We start from the raw sequence: 26,155 nt of genomic DNA, 5'->3' as shown, positions 1-26,155 counted from the left end.
ATCGGCTACGATGCAAGGCTTGGGCTGGGTTCGGGACGAAATTTTGAGGCGGGCGGGCACACAGTCCGTGAAGACAGCGCCGACGTAGATGAGGGAGACGCAAACGAGCGCCGCAGTCAGCTTCCCGTCGCTGCCTTTTCGACCGGCGGCTCAGGGGCGTCGTCTGTCTTTGCCGCCACCTGCGGTACCACCGGTCTGCGCCAATCGCGGATGAAGGCGGCGAGGCGGTCGACGATCTCGCCGGCACTGAGGAAGACCGGCACTCGCGCCACCGGCGCGGTGGGCTCGAAGGAGAGGCCCAGCCCGGTGATCCTGCCCTTATCATCGACATCCCTGACGATCAGCTCGATCGGACCGATCAGCACACGGTCGGCATATTCGGCATGGCCGCCGAGCCGCGCGGTGACCAGCGCGCCGACGGTCTGCTTCTGCTCCGCTTCGCTCAGGCCTGGCGCATAAGCGGCTTCCAGTTCGGCGGCCGAGCGTGCCGGGTCGACGGCGAAGGCGCCGAAGAAATCGGCGTCCTCGGGATCGACGACGGCGCGGCTGGCAAACAGCTTGTCGAGCAGGCGCGGATAGCGGTCCGGCACGAAGATGTAGACTTGGTCGCCGGCGGCGAGCCGGCCCATGTCCTGGAAGCGCATCGAGCGGCCGTCGCGCAGCACCAGCGAGGGCCGCGCCCAGCGCGGAATGCGCTCGCCGCGTGCCACCGGGCTGCCGTGTGCGACGCGATAGGCGAGCAGCTCGTGGTGGGCGGAGCCCGGCAATTCCAGCTCGACCTTGTCCAGGGGGCCGAGGCGCGCCGGCACGATGAGGCCAAGGCGACGTGCCAGCGGGCCAACCGTCCAGCCCTGGATGACCAGCGACACAAGCACGATGATGAAGGCGGCATTGAAGATGGTGCGGCCGTTCTCCAGCCCGCCAAGCAGCGGGGTGATGGCCAGCAGGATTGAAACCGCGCCGCGCAGGCCGACCCAGGAGACAAAGGCGACTTCAGGGCGGGGCAAGCGGAACGGGATCAGGCAGAGCCAGACCGCGATCGGCCTGGCGATGAACATCAGGAACAGGCCAAGCGCTATCGCCGGCAGCATGATCGCCGGGAACTGCGAGGGCGTCGCGAACAGGCCGAGGATCAGGAACATGATGATCTGTGCCAGCCACGACATGCCATCCTGGAAGCGCTTGAGGATGGTGACGGCGCGGATGTCGGAATTGCCGGCGATGAGCCCGGCAAGATAGACCGCCAGGAAGCCCGAGCCGCCGATGGCGCCAGCGGCGGCGAAAACCATCAGCGATAGCGTCAGCACGAAGATCGGCAGCAGGCCGTGGTCGAGATTGAGCCGGTCGACGAGGCGCACGATGCCGAGGCCGCCGAGCACGCCGACAACGGCGCCGAGACCCATGTTGACGAGGAAGCCCAGCATCAGGTTGGTGACCAGGACGTTGGTTTCGGGATTGGCGTGGGCGGCGATGATCTCGACCAGCGTGATGGTGAGGAAGATGGCGATCGGATCGTTGGTGCCGGATTCCACCTCAAGCGTGGAGCGCACGCGCTCGCGCAAATTGATCTCGCCGGCGCGCAGCAGGAAGAACACCGCAGCCGCATCGGTGGACGCGACGGCAGCCCCGAGCAGGAAGGATTCCAGCCAGCTGAGGTCGAGCAGATAGTGGGCGGCGGCCCCGAACAGGCCAGTGGTGAGCAGCACGCCGAAGGTCGCCAGCGACAGCGCCGGCCCCGCCGCCTGCCGCAAGGCATTGAGCGGCGTGCCGAAACCGGAATCGAACAGGATGACGGCCAGTGCCAGTGAGCCGGCAAAATAGGCGACGCGGGCATTGTCGAACTCGATGCCGAGGCCGTCGGTTCCGGTGGCGAGCCCGATGCAGAGAAACAGAAGCAGGAGGGGGGCGCCGAAGCGGAAGGCGATCAGGCTCGAAAACGCGGCGGCGACGACAAGCGCTGTGCCGACCAGCGTGACGAGATAGATCGCATGCTCCATCCGTGATTTGCCCCTCGAAATCCTGACGCATGACCCCGAAATCGGGATCGATTTCGGAAAGAGTCATGCGCCAAGTCAAAGTGTTACAGCGTCCTTTGCGCGTCCGAGGACGCGCGGCGCTGTAGTGCTTTCCCGATTCAACGGAGAGTGGGGCGAAGGCATGGCCAGTGCAAGGCGGGAGGGTGGTTTTTTGGCCGAAGCCGCTGATTTTCGGGCGACTAGCCGTTGCGGCTCCGGCAAATGAAAAACGCCCGGGCGAAGCCGGGCGTTTCAGGGTCTTGCGAAGACGGACCTTCGATCAGGCGATGGTCTTGCCGAAGGCGACCGCGGTGTCGCCCATGCGGTTGGAGAAACCCCATTCATTGTCGTACCAGGACAGCACCGAAACGAAGTTGCCGTCCATCACCTTGGTCTGGTCGAGCGCCATGATCGAGGAACGCGGATCGTGGTTGAAGTCGATCGAGACATTCGGGTGATGGGTGACGCCGAGAATGCCCTTGAGCTTGCCGTTGGAGGCGGCGATCACCGCTTCGTTGATTTCCTGCACCGTGGTTGCGCGCTTGGCGATGAACTTGAAGTCGACGACCGAGACGTTCGGGGTCGGCACGCGGATCGAGATGCCGTCGAGCTTGCCCTTGAGGTCGGGCAGCACGAGGCCGATCGCCTTGGCGGCACCGGTCGAGGTCGGGATCTGCGACAGCGCGGCGGCGCGGGCGCGGTAGAGGTCCTTGTGCATGGTGTCCAGCGTCGGCTGGTCGCCGGTGTAGGAATGGATCGTCGTCATCATGCCCTTTTCGATGCCGACCGTCTCGTGCAGCACGGCGGCCAGCGGCGCCAGGCAGTTGGTGGTGCAGGACGCGTTCGAGATGACGATGTGGTCCTTGGTCAGCTTGTCGTGGTTGATGCCGTAGACGACGGTGAGGTCAGCGCCGTCGGCGGGCGCCGACACCAGCACGCGCTTGGCGCCGGCGGTGAGGTGCGCGGCGGCCTTGTCGCGGGCGGTGAAGATGCCGGTGCATTCGAGCGCGATGTCGATGCCGAGTTCCTTCCAGGGCAGCTGCGTTGGATCCTTGATCGCGGTGACCTTGAATTTTTCCTTGCCGACGGTGATCTGGTCACCATCGACGCTCACCTCATGCGGGAAACGGCCATGCACGCTGTCGTAGCGCAGCAGGTGCGCGTTGGTCTCGACCGGCCCGAGATCGTTGACGGCGACGACGTCGATGTCCCTGCGGCCGGATTCATGGATGGCGCGCAGGATATTGCGGCCGATGCGGCCGAATCCGTTGATGGCAACTCTGACGGTCATGTTTCTCTCCCTGGGAGCTGGAAGGTAATTTGGTCCGCAGCTTCATAGCGGCGGACGGCCGAAGAATCCAGCCATCCAAGGCATGGATTTAAATCGATTAGGTTGGGCCAGCCCACGAAAATGCCGGATGCAGTTTCGTGGGCCTCGGCACCTCAATCGGTTATTTGCCGTGCAGGCGGGCTTCCGCCGCCTTGGCAGCCGCCTCGGCGGTGATGCCGAAATGCGGATAGAGCTGCTCGATGGTACCCGAGGCGCCGAAGCCGGTCATGCCGATGAAGATGCCGTCGGAGCCGATGAGATGATCCCAGCCCTGGCGGATGCCGGCTTCGATCGCCATCTTGATCGGCGCGTCGCCGATCGTCTTCTTGCGATAGGCATCGCTCTGCTTGTCGAACAGCTCGAAGCAAGGCACCGACACGACGCGGGTCGGGTGGCCGTGCTTCTCCAGCAAGTCGCGGGCGCCAAGCGCGATCTCGACTTCGGAACCGGTGGCGAAGATCGTCACCGCCGCCTCGCCGCTGGCCGCGGCCAGTTCGTAGGCGCCCTGGCTGCTCAGGTTCTTGTCCGAGTGCTCGGTGCGCACCGTCGGCAGGTTCTGGCGGGTCAGCGCCAGGGTCGACGGGGTCTTCTCCGATTCAAGGGCGATCTGCCAGCATTCGGCGGTTTCCACCGCGTCGGCCGGACGGAAGACATTGTGGTTCGGGATGGCGCGCAGCGCCGCCATATGCTCGACCGGCTGGTGGGTCGGGCCGTCTTCGCCCAGACCGATGGAATCATGGGTCATGACGAAGATCGAGCGGATGCCCATCAGCGAGGCAAGCCGCATCGAGGGGCGGGCATAGTCCGAGAAACACAGGAAGGTGCCGCCATAGGCAATGAGGCCGCCATGCAGCGTCAGGCCGTTGATCGCGGCGGCCATGCCGTGCTCGCGGATGCCGTAGTGGACATAGCGCTGGCCGTAATCGTCCGGCGTGATGTTCTTGGTCTGGCTGGTCTTGGTGTTGTTGGAGCCGGTGAGGTCGGCGGAGCCACCGATGGTCTCGGGCACGGCGCCGTTGATGATTTCGAGCGCCATTTCCGACGATTTGCGGGTTGCGACCTTCGGCTTGTCGGCGACAAGCTTCTTCTTGTAGTCGGCAATGACGGCGTCGAAATTGGACGGCAGCTTGCCGCTGGTGCGACGCTCGAACTCCGCCTTCAGCTTGGCGTCGGCCTTGGCGAGGCGACCTTCCCAATCGGTGCGTGCCTTGACGCCAGCCTTGCCGGCGGTGCGCCAGGCGTCGAGGATGTCGGCCGGGATTTCGAAGGGCGGCGAGTCCCAGTTGAAGAACTTGCGTGCGCCGGCGATCTCGTCGGCGCCAAGCGGCGAGCCGTGCGCCTTGTTGGTGCCGGCCTTGGTCGGCGCGCCGAATCCGATGGTCGTCTTGCAGGCGATCATCGTCGGCTTGTCGGAATGGCGGGCGGCTTCGATGGCATAGGCGATGGCTTCAGGATCCGTGCCGTCGATGTGGCTGGCGTTCCAGCCGGAGGCCTGGAAGCGGGCGACCTGGTCGGTGTTGTCGGCGAGCGAGACCGGACCGTCGATCGAGATGTTGTTGTTGTCCCAGAAGACGATCAGCTTGTTGAGCTTCAGATGCCCGGCCAGCGCGATGGCTTCCTGGGAAACGCCTTCCATCAGGCAGCCGTCGCCGGCCAGCACGTAGGTGTAGTGATCGACGAGATCGTTGCCGAAGGCGGCATTCATGATGCGCTCGCCGAGCGCGAAGCCGACCGAATTGGCGAGGCCCTGGCCGAGCGGGCCGGTGGTCGTCTCGATGCCGGTGGCATGGCCGTATTCGGGGTGCCCAGCCGTCTTCGAGCCCAGCTGGCGGAAGTGCTTGATCTGGTCGAGGGTCATGTCCTCGTAACCGGTCAGATGAAGCAGCGAATAGAGCAGCATCGAACCATGGCCGGCCGACAGGATGAAACGGTCGCGGTCGGGCCAATGGGGGGTCTTCGGATCATATTTCAGGAAACGGGTGAACAGCACGGTGGCGATGTCGGCGCAGCCCATGGGCAAGCCGGGATGACCTGAATTGGCTTTCTCGACGGCATCCATGGCGAGAAAACGGATTGCGTTGGCCATCCGGTCATGTTGTTCACGCGACGTCATGGTTCCTCCATGGTGGGGAGTTGGGGGCTTGGGAGAGCCCTTGAAAAGGGTGCGCGACACATAGCAGGCGCGGGCTTTTAGTCAACAAATCGGGTGCACATTTGCCGGTCTTGTGATGCCGACAGCGGGCCTACATTAGCGTTAGCGGGGGACAGTCGCGAGAGCTTTGTTGACGTCGCCTTCACCCGGTGCCTAATGTTTCCGATATAACGCGTTCTGAACGCGAACGATTCGGTGATGGGCAGGGCACAGGACGAACGCCATGACCGGGGAAACCACGCTCAAGGAAGTGATCGCCAGGCTGGGCAAGGCCATGGAGGGGCTGGAAAACGCCGTCGCGGCCAAGCTCGAGCACGAACGCGACTACTCGGAAGCCGAAGCCGAGGTGCAGCGGATGAATGCCGATCGGTCGCGGCTGGCGCAGGAACTCGACAATTCCGAAGCACGCGCCGAACGGCTGGAAGACGCCAACAAGGAAGTCTCGCGACGGCTGGTAACCGCCATGGAAACCATCCGCGCCGTGTTGGACAGATAGGAGTTGGCCCGATGGCACAGGTCACGGTTTCAATCGACGGCAAGCAGTATCGCATGGCCTGCGACGAGGGCCAGGAAGAGCATCTGATCGATCTTGCCGAACGCTTCGACCGCTATGTTTCACACCTGAAGGACTCGTTCGGCGAGATCGGCGACCAGCGGCTGACCGTGATGGCGGGGATCATGGTGATGGACGAGCTTTCCGAGCTGCAAAAACGCGTCAAGGGCATGGAAAGCGAAGTGCTGACCTTGCGCAAGACGCGCGACGAGGCGCTGACCAAGGCCGACAAGAGCGACAGCGTGCTGACCAACGCGCTCGGCGCGCTGGCGCAGCGCATGGAAGACCTCACGGCGACGCTGGCGGTTGGCAAGGCCTGAGCCGGCACGGATCTCTTCCGGCAGCACGGAAGGTTCTTGTAGGTCAACGGCACTGGCGGCACGAAAATACTCAATCTACCGCCGATAAAAGTTTCATATTATCCTGCGGTCGCGATTTTTGCGCTAAGATGCAGCCATGCTTGGGGGCGGGCGCCTTAGATGACGGTATGGTTCGCCGCCCCTCGCTGCTCACCGGATCTATTCACAGGGGAATGTGCCATGAGTCTTCGTATCAACGACATCGCGCCGGACTTCACCGCCGAGACCACGCAAGGGGCGATCAAGTTCCATGACTGGATCGGCGACGGCTGGGCGATCCTGTTCAGCCACCCGAAGAATTTTACTCCGGTCTGCACCACCGAGCTCGGCACGATGGCGGGGCTCGAAGGCGAGTTCAAGAAGCGCAACGTCAAGATCATCGGCATTTCGGTCGATCCGGTCGCGAGCCACGACAAATGGCAGGCCGACATCAAGACGGCGACCGGCCATTCCGTGAACTATCCGCTGATCGGCGACAAGGACCTCAAGGTCGCCAAGCTCTATGACATGCTGCCAGGCGGCGCCGGCGAGACGTCGGAAGGCCGCACGCCCGCCGACAACGCCACGGTGCGCTCGGTCTATGTCATCGGGCCGGACAAGAAGATCAAGCTGGTGCTGACCTACCCGATGACCACGGGCCGCAACTTCGACGAGATCCTGCGCGCGGTCGATTCCATGCAGCTGACCGCCAAGCACCAGGTGGCGACGCCGGCGAACTGGAAGCAGGGCGAGGACGTCATCATCACCGCCGCCGTTTCCAACGAGGATGCGATCAAGCGTTTCGGCGCCTACGAAACCATCCTGCCCTATCTCCGGAAGACCAAGCAGCCATCGGCCTGAGCACCTGCCCGGGCGCCTGGGAACGGTTTTTGCCTTTCTCGCCGCCTCGGGCGAAGCGATACTTGACTGGGCGGCCTGAGAGGACAACCATGCTCTTCTCGGGCGCCGTCAGAGAAAATCATTCCTGCCGGCCGAGGAGTTGAGGGAGCCGGAATTGGACATGGTTTTGGCCAGGCCATTGGTCAGCGGTTTCTATGATAAGCCGACCGGGGCCATCCAGTATATCGTCGCCGATCCGGCCACGAAGCGCTGCGCCATCATCGACCCGATCCTCGACTTCGACGAGAAATCCGGCGCAACGGGCACGAAAAACGCGGATGCCCTGCTCGATTTCATGAGGGAAAACGGGCTGGAGCTGGAGTGGATCCTCGACACCCATCCGCATGCCGACCATTTCTCCGCCGCGCATTACCTGAGAGAAAAGACCGGGGCGCCGACAGCGATCGGCGACAGGGTCGTCGATGTCCAGAACCTGTGGAAGGCAATCTACAACTGGCCGGATTTTCCTGCCGATGGCTCGCAGTGGAACAGGCTGTTTGCGGAAGGCGAGACCTTCCGGATCGGCACCCTTCCGGTCAAGGTGCTGTTCTCGCCCGGACACACGCTGGCGTCTATCACCTATGTGGTCGGCGACTCCGCCTTCATCCACGACACGCTGTTCATGCCCGACAGCGGCACGGCGCGGGCGGATTTTCCCGGCGGCAGCGCCTTGCGGCTCTGGCATTCGATCCAGGCCATCCTGGCTTTGCCTGATGAAACGCGCGTCTTCGTCGGCCATGATTATCAGGCCGGCGGCCGCGAGCCTCTGTGGGAAAGCACGGTGGCCGCGCAGAAGGCCACGAACATCCATCTCGTCGCCGCGCACAGCGAGGCCGAGTTCGTCGCCTTGCGCGAGGCGCGCGACCGGTCCCTGCCTATGCCGCGCCTGATCCTGCATGCACTGCAGGTGAACATGAATGGCGGGCGGCTGCCGGAACCGGAGGCCAATGGCCGGCGATATCTGAAGTTTCCGCTGGATGGGCTTTGACGGGTATTTTTGTGGCGGGCGCCGCCGGTGAAACTGCCGATCTCCCCACCCGCGGGGGAGATGCCCGGCAGGGCAGAGGGGGGTGCTGTCCCTCCGACCTGTCAGCCAATTGTGCCTTCAGTTTTCGGTTGGGTGACTGACGCCGAAAGTAGCGTTCCTTCACACCCCCCTCTGTCCTGCCGGACATCTCCCCCGCAAGGGGGGAGATTGGCCATGCTCCCGGTTTTCGCAAACCGCCAGCCGAATATAAAAAAGCGGCGCCAGTTTCCTGACGCCGCCTTTTGATCTTGTTGCCGAACCCGGCTTTACGCCGCCGGCTGCGCCTCGATGGTGCGCAACGCCTGCATCTGGCGCTTGGCGGCGGCCTTGACCGCATCCTGCACCTTCTCGAAGGCACGCACCTCGATCTGGCGCACGCGTTCGCGGCTGATGTCGAACTCGGCCGACAGCTCTTCCAGGGTCAGCGGCTCCTCGGCGAGGCGACGCGCCTCGAAGATGCGCCGCTCGCGATCGTTGAGCACGGCAAGAGCGCCGGACAGCATGCCGCGCCGGTTTTCCAGCTCGTCCTGCTCGATCAGCATCTCTTCCTGGCTTTCGTGGTCGTCGACCAGCCAGTCCTGCCATTCGCCGGACTCGCCTTCCGTCGCCCGGATCGGGGCGTTGAGCGAAGCGTCGCCGGACAGGCGGCGGTTCATCGACACCACTTCGGCTTCGGAAACGTTGAGCCGCGTGGCGATCTCGGCGATCTGGTCGGGCTTGAGGTCGCCGTCATCCAGCGCCTGGATCTTGCCCTTCACCTTGCGCAGGTTGAAGAACAGGCGCTTCTGGTTGGCGGTCGTGCCCATCTTGACCAGGCTCCACGAGCGCAGGATGTACTCCTGGATCGAGGCCTTGATCCACCACATGGCGTAGGTCGCGAGGCGGAAGCCACGCTCGGGTTCGAATTTCTTGACGGCCTGCATCAGGCCGACATTGCCTTCCGAGATCACTTCGCCGATCGGCAGGCCGTAACCGCGATAGCCCATGGCTATCTTGGCGACGAGCCGCAAATGGCTGGTGACGAGCTTGTGCGCAGCGGAGGTGTCCTCATGCTCGGCATAACGCTTGGCGAGCATGTACTCTTCCTGCGGCTGAAGCATGGGAAAGCGGCGGATTTCTTCCAGGTAGCGGCTGAGGCCGCCTTCGCCGGAAACGATACTGGGTAGTGACTGGGCCATGATAGCGCCCCCTCTCTATTGGAGTGATGCCCCCGAAACGCGGCGGGCATGTGACGCGAGCACCAAAGGCTCGCCCGCGACACGAGATCTTATACAGGAACAAAACCAGAAAAGACAGCTTTTGTTCAACACGAAACAGTGTGTCACGTTGAAGTGAACAATGTCAGTCAGGTTTTTGATGGCTGGCTCAACGCCTGTCGTCGGCAGGTTCAGAACTTGCGAAAGCCGCCGACGAGTTCCTCCATGTCCCTCGGTATCGGCGCCTCGAACCTCATCGTTAGATGGGTATCGGGATGACGAAATGCAAGGAGCCAGGCATGCAAAGCCTGCCGGGAAAATGCCTTGACCTGGCTTTTCAACGGTTCGGGCAGCCGGTTGGCCTTGGTGCGGAAGGCCTGGCCGTAGTCGGGGTCGCCGATCACCGGATGACCGATATGGGCCATGTGGACACGTATCTGGTGGGTGCGGCCGGTTTCCAGCCGGCATTCGACCAGGCTTGCAGTGGCGAACTCCTGCTGTTTCTCGCCAAAACGCTCCTGGACGGCAAAATGGGTGACGGCGTGGCGGGCGTCGTCGCGACCTTCCGGCACCACGGCGCGGCGCACCCGGTCGGCGGCGCGGCCAAGCGGCGCATCGACCGTTCCGGTCGGCCGTTGCGGGATGCCCCAGACCAAAGCCAGATAGGCGCGTTCGAGATCGCCGGTCAGGCCATGATCGGCGAAGGCTTCCGACAGGGCCTTGTGGGCGCGGTCGGTCTTGGCCACCACCATGACGCCGCTGGTCTCCTTGTCGAGGCGATGGACGATGCCCGGCCGGCGCACCCCGCCAATGCCGGAAAGGCTGTCGCCGCAGTGATGGATCAGCGCGTTGACCAGCGTGCCGGTCCAGTTGCCGGCGCCGGGATGCACGACAAGCCCGGCCGGCTTGTTGATGACGATCAGTGCGTCATCTTCATAGAGCACATCGAGCGCGATGTTCTCGCCCTGCGGCTCGGCCGGCTCGGGCTCCGGCATGGCGACCGAGACGCTTTCACCTGGAAGCATCTTGCGCTTGGTTTCGTCGACCGGCTTGCCGTTGATGGAAACGGCGCCCTGCCGGATCAGCATCTGCACGCGGCTGCGCGACATGTCCGGGCCAAGGCTGGCAGCCAGCCACTGGTCGAGGCGCTGGCCGGCCGCATCCGCGCCCGTCACCAGCACGGTGGGTGCCTCCATCAATCGGTCCTCTATCAATTGAGGGGCCTCTTCGCTATGAGCGCTCATTGAAAAACCGTTCCGGAATGTTTTGCCATGGCCAGCCCAACCGCCGAGGAAGATCAGGAAAAGCCGCTCGACCCCGAAGTCGAAAAGGTGCGCAGGAAACTCGTCCGTTTCGTCGGCATCAATCTCGGCCTGCTGTTTCTTGCCCTTATGGTGGTGATCGGCGCCCTTGTCTACAAAGCGCGCAACGCGCCACCGACGAGCCCGCCGCTGGCCGGCGATATCCAGACCTCCGCCGGCGAGCTTGCCAGCGGCGACATCGTGCTGCCGGTCGGGGCCAAGGTGGTGAGCCAATCGCTGTCCGGCAGCCGCGTCTCCATCGATGCCGAGCTCACCGACGGCAGCCGTGCCATCTTCATCTACGATATCGCCGAGCGCCGCCTGATCGGCCGCTTTGCAATTCGCAACAGATGACGGATTTTGCCGAACATCGTCGCGTCGCGACCGTTGCGCTGGTCGTCGCCAACTATGACGAGGCGATCGCCTGGTATGTCGGTCGGTTGGGTTTTGATCTCGTCGAGGATGTCGATCTCGGCGGCGGCAAGCGCTGGGTCACGGTGGCGCCGGCCAACGGCCAGGGCGCCAGGCTGCTTCTGGCCGAGGCTTCCGACGAGGCACAAGGCAAAAGCATAGGCAACCAGACCGGTGGCCGGGTTTTTCTCTTTCTCGAAACCGACGACTTCGCCCGCGACCACGCGGCGATGCTGGAGAAGGGCGTCGAATTCCGCGAGGCGCCGCGTTACGAACCCTATGGCACGGTGGCGGTTTTCGCCGATCTGCACGGCAATCTCTGGGACCTGATCGAGCCCAAACGGTAACGTGCGCGTTGCTTTTTGTCCGATGCGGCAAAGCAGCCGAAACCCCAGTTGCTTTTTCCCAGCCGTCAGCCTATATCGCCGGTTCTTGAGCGCGCCCATCGTCTAGCGGTCAGGACACCGCCCTCTCACGGCGGGAACAGGGGTTCGATTCCCCTTGGGCGTACCACCATCATTTAATTACCCTTTTCTTTCAATTGCTTGCGGCGGCGATTGTCCAACTTCTCGACTTGGTTGGACAAATTTTGTTCCTGTTTTGCGCTCTCAAGCCGCCCCATGCCTCGATCGGCGAGTTGCTTGCGGTCGGCCTTTTTGATGTAGGTTTGCGCCTCGGCCGGCGTGCGATGGCCGAGGAATGCCATGATCTCCAGGGCATTCGCGCCGGCATTCGCCAAACGTGTAGCGCCTGCCTTGCGCAGACCGTGCGACGAGCAGTGCGGCAGGCCGGCGGCGATGCATTGATCGCGGAACCAGTTTCCGAATGTCTCGGGCTTATAGGGCCTGGCCGCGCCATGCGTCAGGAACAGCAACTGGTCTGCCGGCACCGCGGCCAGCACCTCGACCAGGTCAGACATGATCGGCAGGTCGACGTCGCCGCCGGTCTTGCCGCGCCGGTAGCCGATTCGGCCGCCCCGGACGCTTTGGCGGCCGAGCCGGATAACGTCCTGGCGGGCCGCGCCCGTGTTCAGGATCAGGCGCAGCGCCAGCACCGGTTTCGATGCCGCGCCGTGATGCGCCTCGAATTTTACGATCTCGTCTTCCGTCCATGTGTGGAAGCCGTCGGGGTTTTCGGCGTAGCGCTCGGCGCCGATCGACGGGTCGACGGTGATGACACCCTTACGGATGGCGAAGCGGCAAAGCCGGCGGATGAGCTTGAGCAGCCGATTGGCGCCGGCTGGCGTCGCTGCCTTGCGGGCGATCAGAGCCTCGACGTGCTCGGGGCGCAAATTCTTGACGCGCTTGGTACCGTGCTCGGTGCGGAACCGGTCCATTTCGTGCAGCAAGTTGCGGCGGCTGATGGCGGCAAGCTTCTGCCATTTCGGCGTGCGGATATAGTGCTCGATCAGCCAATCGAACGTGCCGTAGGGCGCGCGCGGCACGACCGGCAGATTTGTACCGCCGACCCTTGCATCCTCGTATGCCGTCCTGAATTCGACAGAGCCATAGGTGCCCGGCAGATAGCAATCCGGCCGGCCCTTCATGCGGAAGCGCCAACGCACCTTGCCGTGGCGGTCGGTCGCTCGCGTCACGCCAGGAAACGGATTGCGCGATGCCCGCTTCATTGCGTCAGCACCTCATCCCACTCGTTGCCGCCCGCGGCGGCGCGATCGCCATCCCGCATGGTTTCGGCAAGCAATTCGATGCGGCCATCGGGATGACTGACTAGGCGGGCGCGATCGTAGCCGGCCGCCTTGGCCGCCTGGAACAGGCGGCTGGCGTCGCTCTTGGTGATCAATGCTGCACGCTTCGACATGGTGTCCTCAAATCCGATCTGCGCCGCCTCCCCAAAGGACTGGTTGATCCACCAGCGGGGGCAGGAGGCGACGCTTTAGGCCTGACCGGTACGGCCTTCCAGAACGGCCCCCGAACCTCGTTTATGCAACACCAGGATTGAAGTAGGCGGCGCGGTAATCGTAGACGCCGCAACCAAAGTCAAACTCCGACGAGAAGGACATGCCCTGCCGGCCGAATGGCTCTTCAGAACGGATACGCGGCCCTTCCTGGAAGCCCTCGAGATAACCATGGACGAATGTCGGGCGACTTCTTGCGTCAGCAAACAGCCACCAGCCCTTGGCCTCGTAACGATTCTCCACCTGAACCGACAATTTGCCGGAAAACGGATTGACGGTGTCGACCGTCGCGGCTGTCAGGGTCGCCACCAGTTGCTCTGCAATCGTTTCCAAGGCCGGGCCGACCACCAGAACAGCTGGCGCTGCGCCAGCGGTGGTCTTGCCGTCGACGCCCTTCTGCAAGCGCATCGCCTGCCTGGCCGCCGACACGTTGGTGACGTCTAGCGCGGTTCCCGACGCGGCAAGGTTGTCGTGGTCGGCATGGAAGAAATTCTTGCCATCGGCGAGCTTTCTGCCCCCGAAACTGTTTTCGGATAGCAGCTTGAAGAACAGGTCGCCTTCATCGTTGACGGCGGAATTTCCTGCCTGGTTGATGATATCGGAGATGATGCCAAGATCGTCGTTGACCATCATCTGCCGGCTGAGGCTGATAGCGACCGCATAGGACAGAATGCTGAAAGCCTCGTTCTCGATATCGAAGGTGCCGTAGACGATCTCTCCCCTCTCAAGCACCTTCTTATGCTGGGGAAATCCACCAGGCCTGATCATCGAGACCGGTCTGAAATCGCGAGCATTTCGCTTCCTGGAAAGCGCTTTCAGAGGCGATTGCGCGGCCTCAAAGATCTCGGTCAGCACTCTCTGGCTGGCGTCGACGAACAGGGCGGGAAAGTCCGAGGTGGTCATGCCGGCCCGTGTGCCGTGAAGCGCTTCGTCGATCACGCGGACATCGTCCATGTTGCGGGTCGAAACGCCAGATGCCTCCATCACGGCACGGAAAATACCGGCGACCGACCGGCCCGCCATTTGATTGTTCTGCACCTGCAGCTTCGGCGATCCAATCCGGTAAGCCAACGCATCGGCAGCGGCTTCACGGATAGCACTGTTGTCGGAACCGTCGCCGCCCTGCCACGTCGGGCTTGTGCGGTTTCTGTTGCTGCGCTGTGACATCAGGGCGAAAGCGCGCCGACGAGCCTCGTCGGGTGTCGTCACATCTTCCAGTGCCTCATCGATGTCGGCTTCGGCGACGCCGGCATTGATCGCGCCACTCCGCACGGATTCGATGCTGCGCTCTGCCTGGCGCGAAATCGTCTGGGATGCCGATCGGGTCTGGCGACTGTCATCGTCGTCGTCGGTAATCGTGGCGTCGTCAACCATGTCATCCTGGCTGATATCGAGCGGCGGCGGATTGGAAACTCTGCGGGGTCGTTTCATGTTCACTCCTCGTATGTTTGCGTTGGGGTCGGCTGGCACGCTGACGAGCGACACCTCGAAAGGTGTCCACCGCGTCACCGTGACTGTGTATGTCCCGTCAGGCGCTCTGGATTCGGTGTCGGCGTCCACGTAATAGGCGACGCTCACTTTGTTGATGGTGCCGTCCTCGACCTGCGCTGCCGCGTCGCGACCTCGTTTGGTCTTGGCGAACCGGAGTTTGGCGACTACTCGCGTGCCTTCGAAGTGATAGGAGTCCACCCGACCGAGCACGTTGTCGATGCCGCTTTGGTGAGAATCCAGCACAGGCATACCGATAAGGCGTTCTGGGTTGATCGCCTGGGGAGCACAGCTCAGGATCTCGCTATAGCCGAAACGCTTGACGGGCGTTTGCGTGGCAATGGTCGCATAGCAGGTGATCTCTTGACCTTCGACATTGAACGATTCCGGCCGGAACTTCATAGCGAGACGTTCGGTCGCCGGGCGGGCGCCTTGCTTCTTGCGGGTGCGGATGGCTGGCCTTTTCAATGCTTCGCCTCCCCTGCCGGCGGTGCGACGTGGGTGGCGATCTCGGCGATTGCTGCCTCGCTCAGGTCCCAGGCCTCGATAAAGGCAAACAGCATCTGCGCCGTCTCGCTAGGCAGTCCTAGGCTTTGGGCGAGGTCGTCGTCGGTAAGAGGTTTGCCCTTGACGGTCGCCACGCGAGCAGCGAGGCGGGTCGCAGTTAAACGTTCGATGAACTCGCGGGATCGGAGGTAGGCGAGAACGTTATCCATGATGCGGGTATCTCCTTCCCTCGCAAATGCCACTGATTTTTTGCGCCATGTGATGCGCCTGGCCCTCGATCTTGGCAGCCTCCTGCCAAGCGCAAATCAGATCGACGACAGGCTTTGGCAGGTCCAAAATTGCCGCCGCCGTCTTGGGCGCTATGCCGCCGGCTCGCGCCGTGGCGGCGCGCAGGTTCGAAATGCGCCGCACGAAATCGGGCTCGCGCATCTCGTCAACCACCTTGGCAAGCTGGCGAGCGTTCATTTTAGGCTTATTCCTGGTCGCGAAGCGGGAGGCTTGGCGTCAGTTCAGCGACCAAGGCATCGAAGCTGACGACCAGGTATCCCGGAACCGCAAAGGCGAATTTGCCGATCGAACTGAAATATTCGATCTGCATTGTATCACCGTCGCGATTTGCCCATGCGGCGAGAAAGCCGACTTCGCGATACCGCGACAGGGACGGCGTCGACTTTTCCAATCTGGCGACAACATAGGGAACGGCAGCGCGCGCGATGTGCAATGCGTCGCCTAGATCGCTCGCAATCCTCCTGGTAACCAAAAAGGCCATAATTGCCAGAGCGATGACGTCCCCATAGGCGTAGGTCCATTTTCCATTGCTGCCAAGAACGCCAAAATTTTCGAGCAAGCCCCTTCGGCGCCAATCGCGCAGCATGTCTGGAGTGGTTCCGATAGCCGCCTTGATCTCAGAAGGTGTGTAGCTTCGCATCGCTCTAAAAATCCGTGCATGGGACAATCCCATGCGCGGAAAAGACCATGGGATTGTCCCATTGTCAACAGGGTTTTTGCTCAACTGCGACGGAGCTGCACTAGCCTCGGCGGTGGCTGCGTGTTGTGCTTGCGGTAGACATGACCAAGCAACTGCCGCGCCTCGTCGTGCCCTTGCCCTGTGAAGTCGAGCGGCGACGCATAGGGGTCGAGTAGTTCGCTATCGAGGATATCCATGTCTTCGACGCCGACGCCGGCCTGGCCGCATTTTTCGGCCCAGCCCATGGAAGGCTCATCGTCGCCCTGGTCGTTAGCATCGTGCGGCTCGTCGAGCACGTCGCCGCCATGCTCGTTTTCTTCCTCGCATTCGTCCTGGTGCGATGATCCTCGATAGGCATGGGTCTGGTCGATCGAATTGCTTCCCGACATCGTCGGCTCGCGATCGTGGCAATCCTCGTCGTCGCAGCTGTCGAGCTCGCGATCATCGACGCCGCCGGGCTGGTTGATGTCGTTCCAGCCAAGCGACGGCTCGTCGGCGGCGTCGTCCTCAAGGTCTGCGTCGCCGTCGACCTCGTCGAGCAACGCGATCAGGTTTTCGATCGTGGTGGCGAGCTGCAGGCGAAGCTTGGGCGTCATGGCAAGGAAAACGGTGGTTTTCATAGCTGCTTGCCCTCCGTGGTGCCATACCTCTGAGGCGAACCGACAATGCCAGTCAGATCATAAAAACCCTCAAGTCTTGAATCGAAGCCAAGGTAGCGAACCTGCCGTTCGCCATTGACCAACGCGCACTGGGTTGACGCCATCCAGATCGACCACGGCAGGCCCGTTTCCTCGGAAAGCAAGGCATCGAGTTGAAGGATGCAGGCCTTGATCCGATCCTGGCGCGAAAGCGGCGGCTCTGCCTTTGCTGGCATGGCCAACGGCAAGGCGGCTGTTACCAGGGCGCCTCGAAGAATGGCACGGCGGTCGATCATTGACGACACGGCTTCGCCGGCCGCCTGAACACGGGTGTTCGGCATAATGGTTGCTCCAATCGTCGCGGTATGCGATAACCGTTTTTGTGTAACGTTACGCGATTAAAGTCAACCGATTTTAGGTAAGGTTTCATAAAAATGGAAATATCGCCGTCGCAGTGTCGGGCCGCTCGGGCGCTGCTGGACTGGTCGCAAGCGCAACTGTCTGCAGCGAGCAAAGTCGCCACGAAGACACTTGCCGATTTTGAGCGCGGCAAGCGAACACCCTATGATCGGACGTTGGTAGACGTGCGCGTAGCGCTCGAAGCCGCCGGCGTCATCTTCGTCGACGAGAACGGCGAAGGGCCAGGCGTGCGGCTGCGCAAGGAACGCGTCTAGACGCGCCAGCTAGAATGGCCACCAGACCATCGCCAGCACCACGGCGCAGGCAACGGCGAAGGCGAACTTCGCGATCACGTCTTGCCGCCTGGCAGCACCGTGAGCCGAGAGTGCGGTCGATCCGCAACCACCGCTATTACTGTGCTGTTCTTCAGCCCTTCGATCAAAGGCCAGACCCGTTCCAACACATCCGGCATGATCTGCTGTTCGCCGTCACCGCGCTCCATCGCGTCCTCGAAAGCGAAGTTGACAAAGCCGTGCATGAAGGCGATTGCCGCGTGCGATGGTGAGCATTCACGCGCCACAAGGATGGGCGTCGTGACCTCGTGCATGAACTGTTTCGTCACGTGTCTGCACCAGGCTTCGTTTTCGCCCTCGAACGGGCCGAGGTCCGGGTTTGGAATGCTCATGTTCACCTCCTCATCGGCGCGCGGCCGGCGCTGACGCGCGCCCCGCGCAAAGAAGTTTTCTGCAGTTGCTGCAAGGTAAAATCAGAAATCCCGACAGCATCGATCACGACCTCCTTCCCGCCATCCAGGTGGAAATGAAGCGGCGTGAGATTGCCCGTCGACGCCGGCGCAAGCTGCATGCTGGCGAGGCCGCCGCCGGCGTATCTCGGGATGGCCATCAATTGGCTGAAATTGTCGACGGCGCCGCCAACGCTGAAACCCTTCAGGCTTTTCAGCGACGGGATGAAGCCGCTGTTGAGCGCGTGGAGGAAGCCGACGCCCAGGCGCCTGACCGCGGCGGCCTGCATGACGAACTCGCCGTTGGACAGCCACGCCAGGATGCTGTCGGTCTTGGGACCGCCCGGACCAACCACATGGCCACCCTCGGCGAATCCGCCCTGCGAGCCGCCGCCCGACGAGGGAGACGACGAGGAAGCCTGCGCGCGCAGCTGCTGCGCCTGCGCGACGGCGGCCTGCAAGGCCGAGATGATCTGCGCGATTTCCGATCGGATCTGGCCGGCAAGACTGGAGACCGTGGCGGCAAGGTTGGCGAAGCCGCCCTGCACCAGGCTTTGAATGCCCGAGATGATGGTGCTGATCTGGCCCGGCAAGCCGGTGAAGGGCGCGGCGAAGGCCGCCGCCGCCACCTCGGCGCCGCTGGCGTCGATATTGCCCAGCGCATCGGAAACGCTCGACGCGGCGTCCTGCGCGGCCGGTGCGATCTTGCCGACATCGTCGACGATGCCGTTGACGGCAGCGGATGCGGCATCCGGCTTGATCGCGTCCGGCACGGCCTGGACTGAGTTGGTGACCTCGTTGGAGACGTTCTTCAGCTTGTCGGCGACGGTCTGCCCACTCGCCGCAACGCCGTCGAGCGCAGCCTTGGACTGGTCGGCTCGGTGCGCGACGCCGTCGATGACGTCGAAGACTTCCTTGCTGATGCCGCCTGCGCCGCCACCACGGAACACCGTGATCTGGTGGTCGAGGTTTTCGACCTTGCCGGATGTCTGGTCGACAGCAGTGCCCAGCTGGTTGACGCCGTCGGCGCCCTTTGTGGCCGTCTGGCGCATGTCCTCAATGTTGCCGACGACCTTGCCGGCGAGCGTGTCGCCGATATCCTTCAGCTCGCGCGTTCGCTGCGCGACCCGAATTTCGGCCTGCACGTATGCATCGGTGGCTGCCTGGATGTCGTCGGCACCGAGCGGAGAGTTGAATGCGCTGGCCTTCAACTGATCGAGGTTGTCCTTCATGCGCGCGAGCTGATCTTCGGACGTCGTAAGGGCCGCCTTGGCCGCCGCCAACTGCGTCTCGGCCAGTTGCTTGAGCTGTTCCCTGGCGCCAGGGACGCTGTTTTTCACGGCATCCATGGCGGCTTTGAGATCGTCGAGTGCCTTGCGATGACCTTCGGCCGAGGTCGTCGCGTCGTTCTGCTTTCCGCGCAGCAGCGCCACGGCCACGCCGACCGCCTCAACGCCGGCGGCAATCAACAGGAAGACGCGGCCGGCCGGAGTTAGCAGGAGCGCACTGCTGATCAGGGCTATTCCCTTCACGGCTATGGTCGCCGCTTCGGTGATGAGGCGGATTGCGCCGACCGCGCGTAGGATACCGAATGTGATCAACAGATCGCCGCCGGAAATGCCTGCGCCGCCGAGGGCGTTTATCGCTTTTGCCGCGAGATCGGCACCCTTGCGGACGCCCTCGATCGCCGGGATCACCACGCCGTTGAAAACGCGCAGCGCATCCTGGCCGAATCCGACGATCGCGTCGCGCCATTGGGTAATCCATTTGCCATTAGTGCTGACATCGGCATCACGGCCGGAGAGTGCGGCGAAGAAGTCTTCGACCAGCACCTTGCCCCTTGCCAGCGCAACGTTGGCAAAGTCGAGCACTGCCGCCCGGTTGCGCAGGATGATGTCGCGGAAGGCGTTGGCGCCGGTGGTGAAAGCCGGCACGAAGATCAGGCCGATCTGGCGCAACAGCCCGGATGCCGATTTCTGCAGTTCGGTCAGCGCATCGTCGAAGGCCAGCGCCGATTTGATCTGATCATCGGTGAAGACGATGCCGAGTTCGGCGGCGCGCGCCTTGAATTCCTCGATGCCGGCCGCGCCCTTGTCGAGCAGCGGGATAAGCTTCGCACCCTCGAGGCCGAAAAGCTTGATGGCGACGGCCGATTTGCGGGCGCCGTCCGGCATCTTCTGGAAGGCATTGGCGACCGCGATCAGCAACTGCTCGTTGGTCTTCAGCGTGCCGTCGGTGTTCTTGACGGAGATGCCGAGGTCGTCGAAGCCGGTCTTGATTTTTCCCGCGCCGGCCTTGGCCTTGTCGCCGGCGCCCTTCGTGCTTTCGCCGAAACGCGTCACCTCGACGTTGAGATCCTTGAACGTCTCGACAGAGAAGCCGATGCCCTGCTGGATGTCACGGCCCATTTGAGCGCCGGCCTTGCCGGCCTTGGTGGTCTCGTCGGCCGTCTTGATGACCTGCTTGTTGAAGGTGTTGAGCGCGGTCCCAAGCTGCGCCTGGCTGACGCCGATACCATCGGCGGCGAAAGCCCATTCCTGATAGGCTTTCGCCGACAGGCCGGCCGCTTGCGCTGCATTGTTGGCCGAGACGGCGGCATCCGCGCCGGACTTGGCCAAGAAGAACAGTGCTGCGGCGCCGGCATCAGCTGCCGCCTTCAACAGGCCGAGCCCTATGGCGGCGCGCCTGATTACGGTTTCCGTCTGCGCTATCGCGTTGGCGATGTTGTTGCCGAGGCCCGCGAGTTGCACCTTTGAAGCCGCGTCCTGGATGCTGGCGAGCGCTTTTTCGCCCGACGCGCCGAGGTTCTTCAGCTCGGCCGTCATCTCGGCGCCGCCGAGAAGCTTGATCAGGACGTTGATTGCATTGCGACTTTCGGCCATGTCAAATTCCCTTCTCTGTCTCGCCAAGGTCCAGCTCCATGCCGGCGTTTTCTTGGGCCAATCCTTCGTTGTGCAGCAGTGTGAGTGCATCGGCGGCCTGGCGCCGGATGTGATCCTTGATCTCGCGCAGCTTGCGGCGAACGGCCGGCTCGCCGTCGCGCGTCGCCGCCATCAGTTCGGCTGTGAAGTTGGGCAACTGCTCGATCGCCCGGACGATCACCTCGCTGGCGCGCACCATCGCGTTCTCGACGTCCTTGATCGGCAGAAGCGTTTTAATGCGCTCCTCGTAGTCGAGCTTGCGAAGGGCGGCTTCGTACCGAATCTTGTCGGCCGCGGGGCCTCCTTGCGGGGCTGACAAACGGCGGCGCGCAGATGGCACCTGCGTCGGCCCGTCGTCGAGCCGCGTGGTTTCGTTGGTCGCTAGGTCAAATGCGGCAAGCTCAACTTCGATCGTGCCGCCACGGCCGGGCCTGGTCTGGATCGAACCCTCGGCCACCAGTCGCTTGACCCTTTTAGAAATCGCCGCTCGCGAAACACCACGGCGCCTGGCGATCTCGGTGAGGGGCAGCCACAAGCCTGTTTCCTCGCCGTCAACCTCCGTCAACATGTCAACCATGTTGCGCACCCCTCTGACTAGCGAACCCTCGGGCTACGCCGTCCCGCATACTGTTTTGATGAGGGGAAGGACCCGCGACGGGGCTCCGCCCCAACTGTCCCGACCTCGCGGCTAGTCGATCGGAAGTTGGGACATCATATTCAGAAGCGATTTCAATGCGTTGCCCTAACTGTCCTAACTGTCCTAACCATTTCAGAGGGTTATAAGAAAACAGCAGCCCATCATCGTCGCTATTCACGCGCACGCGCGGGGGATAGCAGCAAGGTTGGGACAGTTGGGACAGTTGGGACTGCCCATTGAAATCATTTATCTTTTCGCGTCCTAACCTTCGACGCTGTCCTAACCTTAGTTGGGACACTTGGCTATTCGGGGTCATCGATCGCCCCCCAATCTGACCGCTGACCGACCTGCTCGTCGAAGGCCGCGCGACAGTCCTGCAGTGGCGGCAGGACGTACACCCATCGCCGTGTTACGCTGGCGCCTGTATCGTCGTCGGCGATGGCTCGTCGCGCTCGTTGTATGCCTGGCAGCAAGTGCCCGACATTCATGCCAAAGCTGATCTGCGACACGCGCCAACGCACGCCCATCTGCTCGGCTGAGGCAAGAAAGCTCTTATAGAGCGCAAGGCATTCGATCTCTTTGGGCCAACCCGTGCCGCGCTCATACAGCGAGCCATCGTGCAAACGGTCGTATAGCCATTGCTCGACCGGCTGGAACGATCTGATCTTCTGCTCGAGCAGCGCGGCGGTCTTGGGGATATCGCGCAGATTGATTTTCGACAGGTCGAAGGTCAGCAGGTCGTGCAACAGCGCCTCGCGTCCGCCCGCGTCGAGCTCATCTGTCATCTCGCGGAAATAGTCGTGGTTCTGTTTCGCATGCGGGGCGATGTCGAAGCACGCAAAGCGCCGCTCCTCTTTTCCGGCTGGCACTACCCAATCGAAGTTGGATGTCATCAGCAGCCGGATGTAGTTGGGCATGCGAAGCGGATCGATGCCTTTCGCCTCGATCATCATTCGGTCGCTGGTGACCAGGCCGCGCAAGTGGCCTTCGGCGGCCTTGTCGCCGGCGAAGACTGCCTCGTCGGCTTGCAGGAATAGGCAGGCCGCCATGTGGCTGTTGAACTGCCCGATCAGATATCGCGGATTATCGATCTGGAAATAATGCGCCGCGATCAGTGAGCCGAAGGTTTCGCCGATCTTGGACTTGCCGGCGCCCATCGGGCCACGCAAGACGATCGACGTTCCCGGCTTCTCGCGAGGCCGCTGCATCATCTGGGCAAACCAGCCGAAGAACCAGGCGTAGATCTTTTCCGACCCGCCGCAGACGTTGGTCAGCAGGTGATCGCGGAAGATGGCATAGCTGCCGCCTTTGCGCGGCTCGACCGAAAAGCCTCGCCATAGATTGTAGAAGCCTGGAGTGCCTTCCGCGTCGGCCGGATCTGGAAAAAACTCCAGCCCGCGAAAATCACGCCGGCGACGGCTGTCGAGCCATGCGTTACCCCACGTCTTCCACTTGGCCTTTCGATCGGCACCGCGAACTTCGGTGAACCGATTCTGATACATGGTCTGGAAGGCGCCGACCTGGAGCAGCTGCAACTGTTCCTCGGGCGGAGCATCCGGCTTTTCCCAGAGGATAACGGCGCGGCTGCCGATTGGCACGACTGCGAACTCGCGATTGAAGGCATCGATATCGAAGCCGTTGTCGTCGGGATCGATGTCGCCAGCGGCGGCTTTGGCAAGCGCGTCGAATTCTGCCTGCGCCTTCGGCTGATCATCGCCAGGACGATCGCCCATGCGCTTAAGCGCCGCCTTCGCGACCTCGACCTCGGGCTTTTCCTTTTTGCTGCCGGCCATCCGCAGTTATCTCGCGTTGGACACGGCGACAAATTCGCCAATGGTTTCAACGAGGGCCAGATAGGCGGTTGGACAGCCTAACGTTTTGATTTCAAAGGAAAGATCAACTCCCCTTGGGCGTACCAAGGATTTTCTGCCAGATGCGATGCTTGCGCCATACGGCCTGTTGCAGCAAGTTGGCTGCATGAAACAATTGGCTTTGCCGCTCCTCATTTCCGCGTCCCTGATCGCCCAGTGCGGTCCGTCGTTCTCCAAGGACAGGAAGATCACCGGCACCATTCGAGGTTTCGAATGTGGCGACAATTGCTATCTGACCATTGTCGACCGCAAGAAGGAGGAGCAAGTCGGCCTGTGTTCCGCTCCCGAGTGCGGAAGCTGGAACGAGCAAACCGCGATGCCGTCCCGCTACAAGGGAAAACGCGTGACCGTTACAGTCGGACAAGGGCAGCAGATCGATGACGGCGGCAACGTGATGGGAGAGATGATGTCCTTCACGAAGATCAGATTTCTCGACTAGCATTGGCGTATTCGCGACCACCTCGCGCTCCAAGTGGAAGTGGAGGGCCAGCGCAATGCCGGCCCCTTTTGCTTTTAGACTGCTGTGCAGCGGTCCGTCCCGGCGCAACAACAGCTCCGTCGCTTCTTCCCGCAGTCTCGGGTCACATTCAGACAAAGCACCCGTGTGGGTTGCGTTCACCGAAAGAAGCGGCAAAGCCCGCGAAAATCCGGTGGCCGCATGGCCGAATCCACCCAATTTAAGTCAGGCCGCGACGCTTGAAAGCATAACGATCTCTGTTACTTGGCATGCGGGGTAGCGTCCGCGGATGGCGGACTTTGGGTCGGGTAGAGTTGGGATGACCGCAGTGAAGACGATGTGCTCGCGCTGCCATGGCGGCGGCAAGGTTTTCGATTGCTCGAGATGGTCTGCGTCAAAAGGGCATTGCTGCCCGCAGGGGACGCATCAGACAAGCTGCCCGGGGAAGACCATCGCATGCGCCGAATGTGGCGGCGTGGGGATGCTGGCGGTGGCCGAGCTCAGGGCTGTCGCGTAGTCGCGGTTGCCGTCGCGTAGTCGCGTTTTCGGCCATGGCGCTACGAACGCGACTTTCGCTTGCACTGATAACCGCTATCCCTAAAAACGTTTCTCTGGCTTTTATCACCAGGAATGGTTTCGCCGGCGTGCCAACATTAGGGTTCGCCGCTTCTGGCGCGGCGGAGCCGATTGCATTAGCATCACCTCCTGGATCTTGAGGCACGGCTCGAGTGGCGCGCAGAACGCCGAGCGCCGGGCAGATCCGCACGGGCAGCTGATGCCTCGGGAGGGGCCAATGCAGAAACTGCAGTCGCAGGGTGTCCACCACATCACGCTGGTCGGCGCCGGCCGCCAGACCTCGATCGATTTCTGGGAGGGCGTGCTCGGCATGCCGTTCATCTTCGAGCAGCCCAATCTCGACAAGCCCAAGGAGAGCCATCTCTATTTCGATCCCGGCGATGGCCGGCTGATCACCATCTTCACCGACGAAAGCCGCACGCCGGAGAAGCGACGCACGCCGACCGATACGGGTTGTGTCCATCACATCGCCTTTTCGGTGTCGCGCGTCACCTTCCTGCAGGCGGTCGCGCGGCTCGACCAGCGCGGTATCAAGCACAGCGGCGTCAAGGATCGCGGCTTCATGGATTCGATCTATTTCGAGGATCCGCTCGGGCTGCTGATCGAACTCGCCTCCTATCGCTTCGAGCCGCCGGCCGGCTTCACCCATGCCGACGTGCTGATGGAAGCGCACAGGCTGCGGGTCGCGCGCGGCGACTACAACATCGCAGAAGTGCATCTCGCCGATGCGATCCAGGCGCTCGTCGAGCGTTCGCGCGCAACCCTGTCGGATGACCGGGCGCCGAAGAACCCATACTGAACGGGCACAGAGGGAGGAACAAATGGCCAAGACAGCGACAACGAAGGCGAAGAAACCCGCGGCCAAGGTGGCCGCAAAAGCGACCCCAAAGGCGGGGGCCAAAGCAGCGGCGAAACCGACGGCAAAGGCCACCGCAAAACCCGCTGCGAAGGCCAAGGCCAAGCCGGCGAAGAAACCGGGGCTGAAGCTCAGCATGCTGAAGCCGAGCGTCAACAACATGACGGTGCGGGTGTTCGCGCGCGCGGCCGGATTCGACGCCGCCGAGACCGACGCCTGGGGCCACACGCGCTCGCCCGAATATATGGCGCGCAATCCGGCGCACCTGACGCCGATGATCGAGGACAAGGGGCTGCCCAGAGGCGTGCTTTGGGAAAGCTGCGCCATCATGCAATATCTCGCCAACAAGCACGGGCTGGAGAAATTCTATCCCACGGCGCCGGCCAAGCGGGCAATGGTCGACAGCGCCATGTTCTACCTGATCGGTACGCTCTACCCCTATGTGGCACGCGCCACCTATCCGGCGCTCGGCTTCCCGCACTATGCCGGCGAGGTCGGCCACAGCGACGCCCATCCCGACAAGAAGTCCGAAGCGCAGAAGGCAGCCATGGCCGCGATCGCCGAGCCGTTGGAGGTCTTCCACAGCTTCTTCAGGGACGGCAAGCCGTTCATCGGCGGCAAGCACCCGTCGATCGCCGACATCCGGCTGGCGGCGACGCTCGAATTCCTGGCCGTCATCGACTACGCGCTGCCCAGATGGACGAAGGAGTACATGGCGGCGATCGAGAAGAAGCTCGGCAAGGCCTACGCCGAGCCGGCCGGCGACGTGCGCGGCTATATCGCCCATGTGAAGTCGCAGGCCAGGGGTTAGGGATTCGTTAACCAAAGCCCTGTCTACTGCCCGGAATTCACCGCGCGACCACGGATGTACTGGCGCCGAGGTGGAAGGAAAGGTCGGCCCCGCGCCGGCCTTTTTGCTTTTTTTGGGGCGGTGGTGCCGGGGCATCGCGGCACGAAA

Annotated in this window: 27 protein-coding genes and 1 tRNA gene; 11 read left to right on the top strand and 17 right to left on the bottom strand. The window is 62.6% G+C overall.

Annotation, left to right across the window (positions count from 1 at the left end):
- Positions 1 to 116 precede the first annotated feature (116 nt).
- The 3 genes from FJ978_RS19420 to tkt all read right to left on the bottom strand — a co-directional run bounded on the left by FJ978_RS19420 (position 117) and on the right by tkt (position 5,458).
- On the bottom strand, positions 117 to 1,997 hold the full coding sequence (locus FJ978_RS19420) for a potassium/proton antiporter (protein ID WP_140573334.1): 1,881 nt from the start codon (positions 1,995 to 1,997) through the stop codon (positions 117 to 119).
- 298 nt (positions 1,998 to 2,295) lie between these two features.
- Positions 2,296 to 3,306: a type I glyceraldehyde-3-phosphate dehydrogenase gene (gene gap / locus FJ978_RS19415; RefSeq protein WP_140573333.1), complete on the bottom strand. Its 1,011-nt coding sequence runs from the start codon at positions 3,304 to 3,306 to the stop codon at positions 2,296 to 2,298.
- A gap of 160 nt (positions 3,307 to 3,466) precedes the next feature.
- Positions 3,467 to 5,458: a transketolase gene (tkt, locus tag FJ978_RS19410; RefSeq protein WP_140573332.1), complete on the bottom strand. Its 1,992-nt coding sequence runs from the start codon at positions 5,456 to 5,458 to the stop codon at positions 3,467 to 3,469.
- 262 nt (positions 5,459 to 5,720) lie between these two features.
- Here tkt and FJ978_RS19405 point away from each other — a divergent pair, with 262 nt between their 5' ends.
- The 4 genes from FJ978_RS19405 to FJ978_RS19390 all read left to right on the top strand — a co-directional run bounded on the left by FJ978_RS19405 (position 5,721) and on the right by FJ978_RS19390 (position 8,276).
- Positions 5,721 to 5,993, top strand: a complete 273-nt coding sequence (locus FJ978_RS19405; protein ID WP_023763725.1) for a DUF4164 domain-containing protein — start codon at positions 5,721 to 5,723, stop codon at positions 5,991 to 5,993.
- 11 nt (positions 5,994 to 6,004) lie between these two features.
- Positions 6,005 to 6,370 carry a cell division protein ZapA gene (locus FJ978_RS19400; RefSeq protein ID WP_140573331.1) on the top strand — a complete coding sequence of 122 codons (366 nt, stop codon included), beginning with the start codon at positions 6,005 to 6,007 and terminating at the stop codon, positions 6,368 to 6,370.
- Positions 6,371 to 6,589: 219 nt separating this feature from the next.
- Positions 6,590 to 7,249 (top strand): peroxiredoxin, encoded by a 660-nt coding sequence (locus FJ978_RS19395; protein ID WP_140573330.1) that lies wholly within the window; start codon positions 6,590 to 6,592, stop codon positions 7,247 to 7,249.
- Positions 7,250 to 7,409: 160 nt separating this feature from the next.
- Positions 7,410 to 8,276, top strand: coding sequence for an MBL fold metallo-hydrolase (locus FJ978_RS19390; protein ID WP_181176754.1), 867 nt, complete (start codon positions 7,410 to 7,412; stop codon positions 8,274 to 8,276).
- A 305-nt stretch (positions 8,277 to 8,581) separates the two neighbouring features.
- Here FJ978_RS19390 and rpoH read toward each other — a convergent pair whose 3' ends face one another.
- Both rpoH and FJ978_RS19375 read right to left on the bottom strand, forming a co-directional pair.
- A complete protein-coding gene (gene rpoH, locus FJ978_RS19380; RefSeq protein ID WP_013892638.1) occupies positions 8,582 to 9,493 on the bottom strand; it encodes an RNA polymerase sigma factor RpoH in 912 nt (303 codons plus the stop codon).
- A gap of 209 nt (positions 9,494 to 9,702) precedes the next feature.
- Complete coding sequence (locus FJ978_RS19375) at positions 9,703 to 10,755, bottom strand: RluA family pseudouridine synthase (protein WP_041164022.1); 1,053 nt, start codon at positions 10,753 to 10,755, stop codon at positions 9,703 to 9,705.
- 27 nt (positions 10,756 to 10,782) lie between these two features.
- Here FJ978_RS19375 and FJ978_RS19370 point away from each other — a divergent pair, with 27 nt between their 5' ends.
- The 3 genes from FJ978_RS19370 (at position 10,783) to FJ978_RS19360 (ending at position 11,736) form a co-directional block, all read left to right on the top strand.
- Positions 10,783 to 11,166 (top strand): fimbrial protein, encoded by a 384-nt coding sequence (locus tag FJ978_RS19370; protein ID WP_140573327.1) that lies wholly within the window; start codon positions 10,783 to 10,785, stop codon positions 11,164 to 11,166.
- Positions 11,163 to 11,570, top strand: coding sequence for a VOC family protein (locus FJ978_RS19365; protein WP_013892641.1), 408 nt, complete (start codon positions 11,163 to 11,165; stop codon positions 11,568 to 11,570). Before FJ978_RS19370 ends, FJ978_RS19365 begins: the two co-directional genes overlap by 4 nt.
- A gap of 91 nt (positions 11,571 to 11,661) precedes the next feature.
- A tRNA-Glu gene (locus FJ978_RS19360) sits at positions 11,662 to 11,736 on the top strand.
- Between the two features lie 7 nt (positions 11,737 to 11,743).
- Here the strand turns inward: FJ978_RS19360 and FJ978_RS19355 are convergent.
- The 8 genes from FJ978_RS19355 to FJ978_RS19320 form a co-directional block, all read right to left on the bottom strand.
- Complete coding sequence (locus FJ978_RS19355) at positions 11,744 to 12,850, bottom strand: tyrosine-type recombinase/integrase (protein ID WP_140573326.1); 1,107 nt, start codon at positions 12,848 to 12,850, stop codon at positions 11,744 to 11,746.
- Entirely contained in the window at positions 12,847 to 13,041 is a 195-nt protein-coding gene (locus FJ978_RS19350) for a hypothetical protein (protein WP_140573325.1), read from the bottom strand. Before FJ978_RS19350 ends, FJ978_RS19355 begins: the two co-directional genes overlap by 4 nt.
- Positions 13,042 to 13,162: 121 nt before the next feature.
- Complete coding sequence (locus FJ978_RS19345) at positions 13,163 to 15,094, bottom strand: prohead protease/major capsid protein fusion protein (RefSeq protein ID WP_140573324.1); 1,932 nt, start codon at positions 15,092 to 15,094, stop codon at positions 13,163 to 13,165.
- Positions 15,091 to 15,342, bottom strand: a complete 252-nt coding sequence (locus FJ978_RS19340; RefSeq protein ID WP_140573323.1) for a hypothetical protein — start codon at positions 15,340 to 15,342, stop codon at positions 15,091 to 15,093. Before FJ978_RS19340 ends, FJ978_RS19345 begins: the two co-directional genes overlap by 4 nt.
- Positions 15,335 to 15,598, bottom strand: coding sequence for a hypothetical protein (locus FJ978_RS19335; protein ID WP_140573322.1), 264 nt, complete (start codon positions 15,596 to 15,598; stop codon positions 15,335 to 15,337). The genes FJ978_RS19340 and FJ978_RS19335 overlap by 8 nt, the downstream gene beginning before the upstream one ends.
- A 7-nt stretch (positions 15,599 to 15,605) precedes the next feature.
- Complete coding sequence (locus FJ978_RS19330; protein ID WP_140573321.1) at positions 15,606 to 16,061, bottom strand: hypothetical protein; 456 nt, start codon at positions 16,059 to 16,061, stop codon at positions 15,606 to 15,608.
- A gap of 80 nt (positions 16,062 to 16,141) precedes the next feature.
- Entirely contained in the window at positions 16,142 to 16,720 is a 579-nt protein-coding gene (locus FJ978_RS19325) for a hypothetical protein (protein WP_140573320.1), read from the bottom strand.
- Positions 16,717 to 17,079, bottom strand: coding sequence for a hypothetical protein (locus tag FJ978_RS19320; protein WP_181180421.1), 363 nt, complete (start codon positions 17,077 to 17,079; stop codon positions 16,717 to 16,719). The genes FJ978_RS19325 and FJ978_RS19320 overlap by 4 nt, the downstream gene beginning before the upstream one ends.
- A 93-nt stretch (positions 17,080 to 17,172) precedes the next feature.
- Between FJ978_RS19320 and FJ978_RS19315 the strand changes: the two genes are divergently transcribed.
- Positions 17,173 to 17,412, top strand: coding sequence for a helix-turn-helix transcriptional regulator (locus FJ978_RS19315; RefSeq protein ID WP_140573318.1), 240 nt, complete (start codon positions 17,173 to 17,175; stop codon positions 17,410 to 17,412).
- A 74-nt stretch (positions 17,413 to 17,486) separates the two neighbouring features.
- Here the strand turns inward: FJ978_RS19315 and FJ978_RS19310 are convergent, their stop codons facing one another.
- The 4 genes from FJ978_RS19310 to FJ978_RS19295 all read right to left on the bottom strand — a co-directional run bounded on the left by FJ978_RS19310 (position 17,487) and on the right by FJ978_RS19295 (position 23,230).
- On the bottom strand, positions 17,487 to 17,822 hold the full coding sequence (locus FJ978_RS19310) for a hypothetical protein (RefSeq protein WP_140573317.1): 336 nt from the start codon (positions 17,820 to 17,822) through the stop codon (positions 17,487 to 17,489).
- Positions 17,823 to 17,824: 2 nt separating this feature from the next.
- Positions 17,825 to 20,761, bottom strand: a complete 2,937-nt coding sequence (locus tag FJ978_RS19305) for a phage tail tape measure protein (RefSeq protein ID WP_140573316.1) — start codon at positions 20,759 to 20,761, stop codon at positions 17,825 to 17,827.
- 1 nt (position 20,762) lies between these two features.
- Positions 20,763 to 21,377 carry a MarR family transcriptional regulator gene (locus FJ978_RS19300; RefSeq protein ID WP_140573315.1) on the bottom strand — a complete coding sequence of 205 codons (615 nt, stop codon included), beginning with the start codon at positions 21,375 to 21,377 and terminating at the stop codon, positions 20,763 to 20,765.
- A gap of 362 nt (positions 21,378 to 21,739) precedes the next feature.
- Positions 21,740 to 23,230: a primase-helicase family protein gene (locus FJ978_RS19295; protein ID WP_140573314.1), complete on the bottom strand. Its 1,491-nt coding sequence runs from the start codon at positions 23,228 to 23,230 to the stop codon at positions 21,740 to 21,742.
- A 145-nt stretch (positions 23,231 to 23,375) separates the two neighbouring features.
- Between FJ978_RS19295 and FJ978_RS19290 the strand changes: the two genes are divergently transcribed.
- The 3 genes from FJ978_RS19290 (at position 23,376) to FJ978_RS19280 (ending at position 26,008) form a co-directional block, all read left to right on the top strand.
- On the top strand, positions 23,376 to 23,747 hold the full coding sequence (locus FJ978_RS19290; RefSeq protein ID WP_013892642.1) for a hypothetical protein: 372 nt from the start codon (positions 23,376 to 23,378) through the stop codon (positions 23,745 to 23,747).
- Positions 23,748 to 24,558: 811 nt separating this feature from the next.
- On the top strand, positions 24,559 to 25,140 hold the full coding sequence (locus tag FJ978_RS19285) for a VOC family protein (protein WP_013892644.1): 582 nt from the start codon (positions 24,559 to 24,561) through the stop codon (positions 25,138 to 25,140).
- A gap of 22 nt (positions 25,141 to 25,162) precedes the next feature.
- Entirely contained in the window at positions 25,163 to 26,008 is an 846-nt protein-coding gene (locus tag FJ978_RS19280; RefSeq protein ID WP_140573313.1) for a glutathione S-transferase family protein, read from the top strand.
- Positions 26,009 to 26,155: the final 147 nt, after the last annotated feature.

The organism is Mesorhizobium sp. B1-1-7, from assembly GCF_006442705.1.
GTDB lineage: Bacteria > Pseudomonadota > Alphaproteobacteria > Rhizobiales > Rhizobiaceae > Mesorhizobium > Mesorhizobium opportunistum.
The sequence above is the reverse complement of the archived record's forward strand: the minus strand, read 5'-3'. Positions and strand labels throughout refer to the sequence as shown.

Excerpts from the sequence above, each read along its gene's own strand:
- FJ978_RS19420 (WP_140573334.1), bottom strand. The coding sequence starts at position 1,997 with ATGGAGCATGCGATCTATCTCGTCACGCTGGTCGGCACAGCGCTTGTC.
- gap (WP_140573333.1), bottom strand. The coding sequence starts at position 3,306 with ATGACCGTCAGAGTTGCCATCAACGGATTCGGCCGCATCGGCCGCAAT.
- tkt (WP_140573332.1), bottom strand. The coding sequence starts at position 5,458 with ATGACGTCGCGTGAACAACATGACCGGATGGCCAACGCAATCCGTTTT.
- FJ978_RS19405 (WP_023763725.1), top strand. The coding sequence starts at position 5,721 with ATGACCGGGGAAACCACGCTCAAGGAAGTGATCGCCAGGCTGGGCAAG.
- FJ978_RS19400 (WP_140573331.1), top strand. The coding sequence starts at position 6,005 with ATGGCACAGGTCACGGTTTCAATCGACGGCAAGCAGTATCGCATGGCC.
- FJ978_RS19395 (WP_140573330.1), top strand. The coding sequence starts at position 6,590 with ATGAGTCTTCGTATCAACGACATCGCGCCGGACTTCACCGCCGAGACC.
- FJ978_RS19390 (WP_181176754.1), top strand. The coding sequence starts at position 7,410 with ATGGTTTTGGCCAGGCCATTGGTCAGCGGTTTCTATGATAAGCCGACC.
- rpoH (WP_013892638.1), bottom strand. The coding sequence starts at position 9,493 with ATGGCCCAGTCACTACCCAGTATCGTTTCCGGCGAAGGCGGCCTCAGC.
- FJ978_RS19375 (WP_041164022.1), bottom strand. The coding sequence starts at position 10,755 with ATGAGCGCTCATAGCGAAGAGGCCCCTCAATTGATAGAGGACCGATTG.
- FJ978_RS19370 (WP_140573327.1), top strand. The coding sequence starts at position 10,783 with ATGGCCAGCCCAACCGCCGAGGAAGATCAGGAAAAGCCGCTCGACCCC.
- FJ978_RS19365 (WP_013892641.1), top strand. The coding sequence starts at position 11,163 with ATGACGGATTTTGCCGAACATCGTCGCGTCGCGACCGTTGCGCTGGTC.
- FJ978_RS19355 (WP_140573326.1), bottom strand. The coding sequence starts at position 12,850 with ATGAAGCGGGCATCGCGCAATCCGTTTCCTGGCGTGACGCGAGCGACC.
- FJ978_RS19350 (WP_140573325.1), bottom strand. The coding sequence starts at position 13,041 with ATGTCGAAGCGTGCAGCATTGATCACCAAGAGCGACGCCAGCCGCCTG.
- FJ978_RS19340 (WP_140573323.1), bottom strand. The coding sequence starts at position 15,342 with ATGGATAACGTTCTCGCCTACCTCCGATCCCGCGAGTTCATCGAACGT.
- FJ978_RS19335 (WP_140573322.1), bottom strand. The coding sequence starts at position 15,598 with ATGAACGCTCGCCAGCTTGCCAAGGTGGTTGACGAGATGCGCGAGCCC.
- FJ978_RS19330 (WP_140573321.1), bottom strand. The coding sequence starts at position 16,061 with ATGCGAAGCTACACACCTTCTGAGATCAAGGCGGCTATCGGAACCACT.
- FJ978_RS19325 (WP_140573320.1), bottom strand. The coding sequence starts at position 16,720 with ATGAAAACCACCGTTTTCCTTGCCATGACGCCCAAGCTTCGCCTGCAG.
- FJ978_RS19320 (WP_181180421.1), bottom strand. The coding sequence starts at position 17,079 with ATGCCGAACACCCGTGTTCAGGCGGCCGGCGAAGCCGTGTCGTCAATG.
- FJ978_RS19315 (WP_140573318.1), top strand. The coding sequence starts at position 17,173 with ATGGAAATATCGCCGTCGCAGTGTCGGGCCGCTCGGGCGCTGCTGGAC.
- FJ978_RS19310 (WP_140573317.1), bottom strand. The coding sequence starts at position 17,822 with ATGAGCATTCCAAACCCGGACCTCGGCCCGTTCGAGGGCGAAAACGAA.
- FJ978_RS19305 (WP_140573316.1), bottom strand. The coding sequence starts at position 20,761 with ATGGCCGAAAGTCGCAATGCAATCAACGTCCTGATCAAGCTTCTCGGC.
- FJ978_RS19300 (WP_140573315.1), bottom strand. The coding sequence starts at position 21,377 with ATGGTTGACATGTTGACGGAGGTTGACGGCGAGGAAACAGGCTTGTGG.
- FJ978_RS19295 (WP_140573314.1), bottom strand. The coding sequence starts at position 23,230 with ATGGCCGGCAGCAAAAAGGAAAAGCCCGAGGTCGAGGTCGCGAAGGCG.
- FJ978_RS19290 (WP_013892642.1), top strand. The coding sequence starts at position 23,376 with ATGCTTGCGCCATACGGCCTGTTGCAGCAAGTTGGCTGCATGAAACAA.
- FJ978_RS19285 (WP_013892644.1), top strand. The coding sequence starts at position 24,559 with ATGCAGAAACTGCAGTCGCAGGGTGTCCACCACATCACGCTGGTCGGC.
- FJ978_RS19280 (WP_140573313.1), top strand. The coding sequence starts at position 25,163 with ATGGCCAAGACAGCGACAACGAAGGCGAAGAAACCCGCGGCCAAGGTG.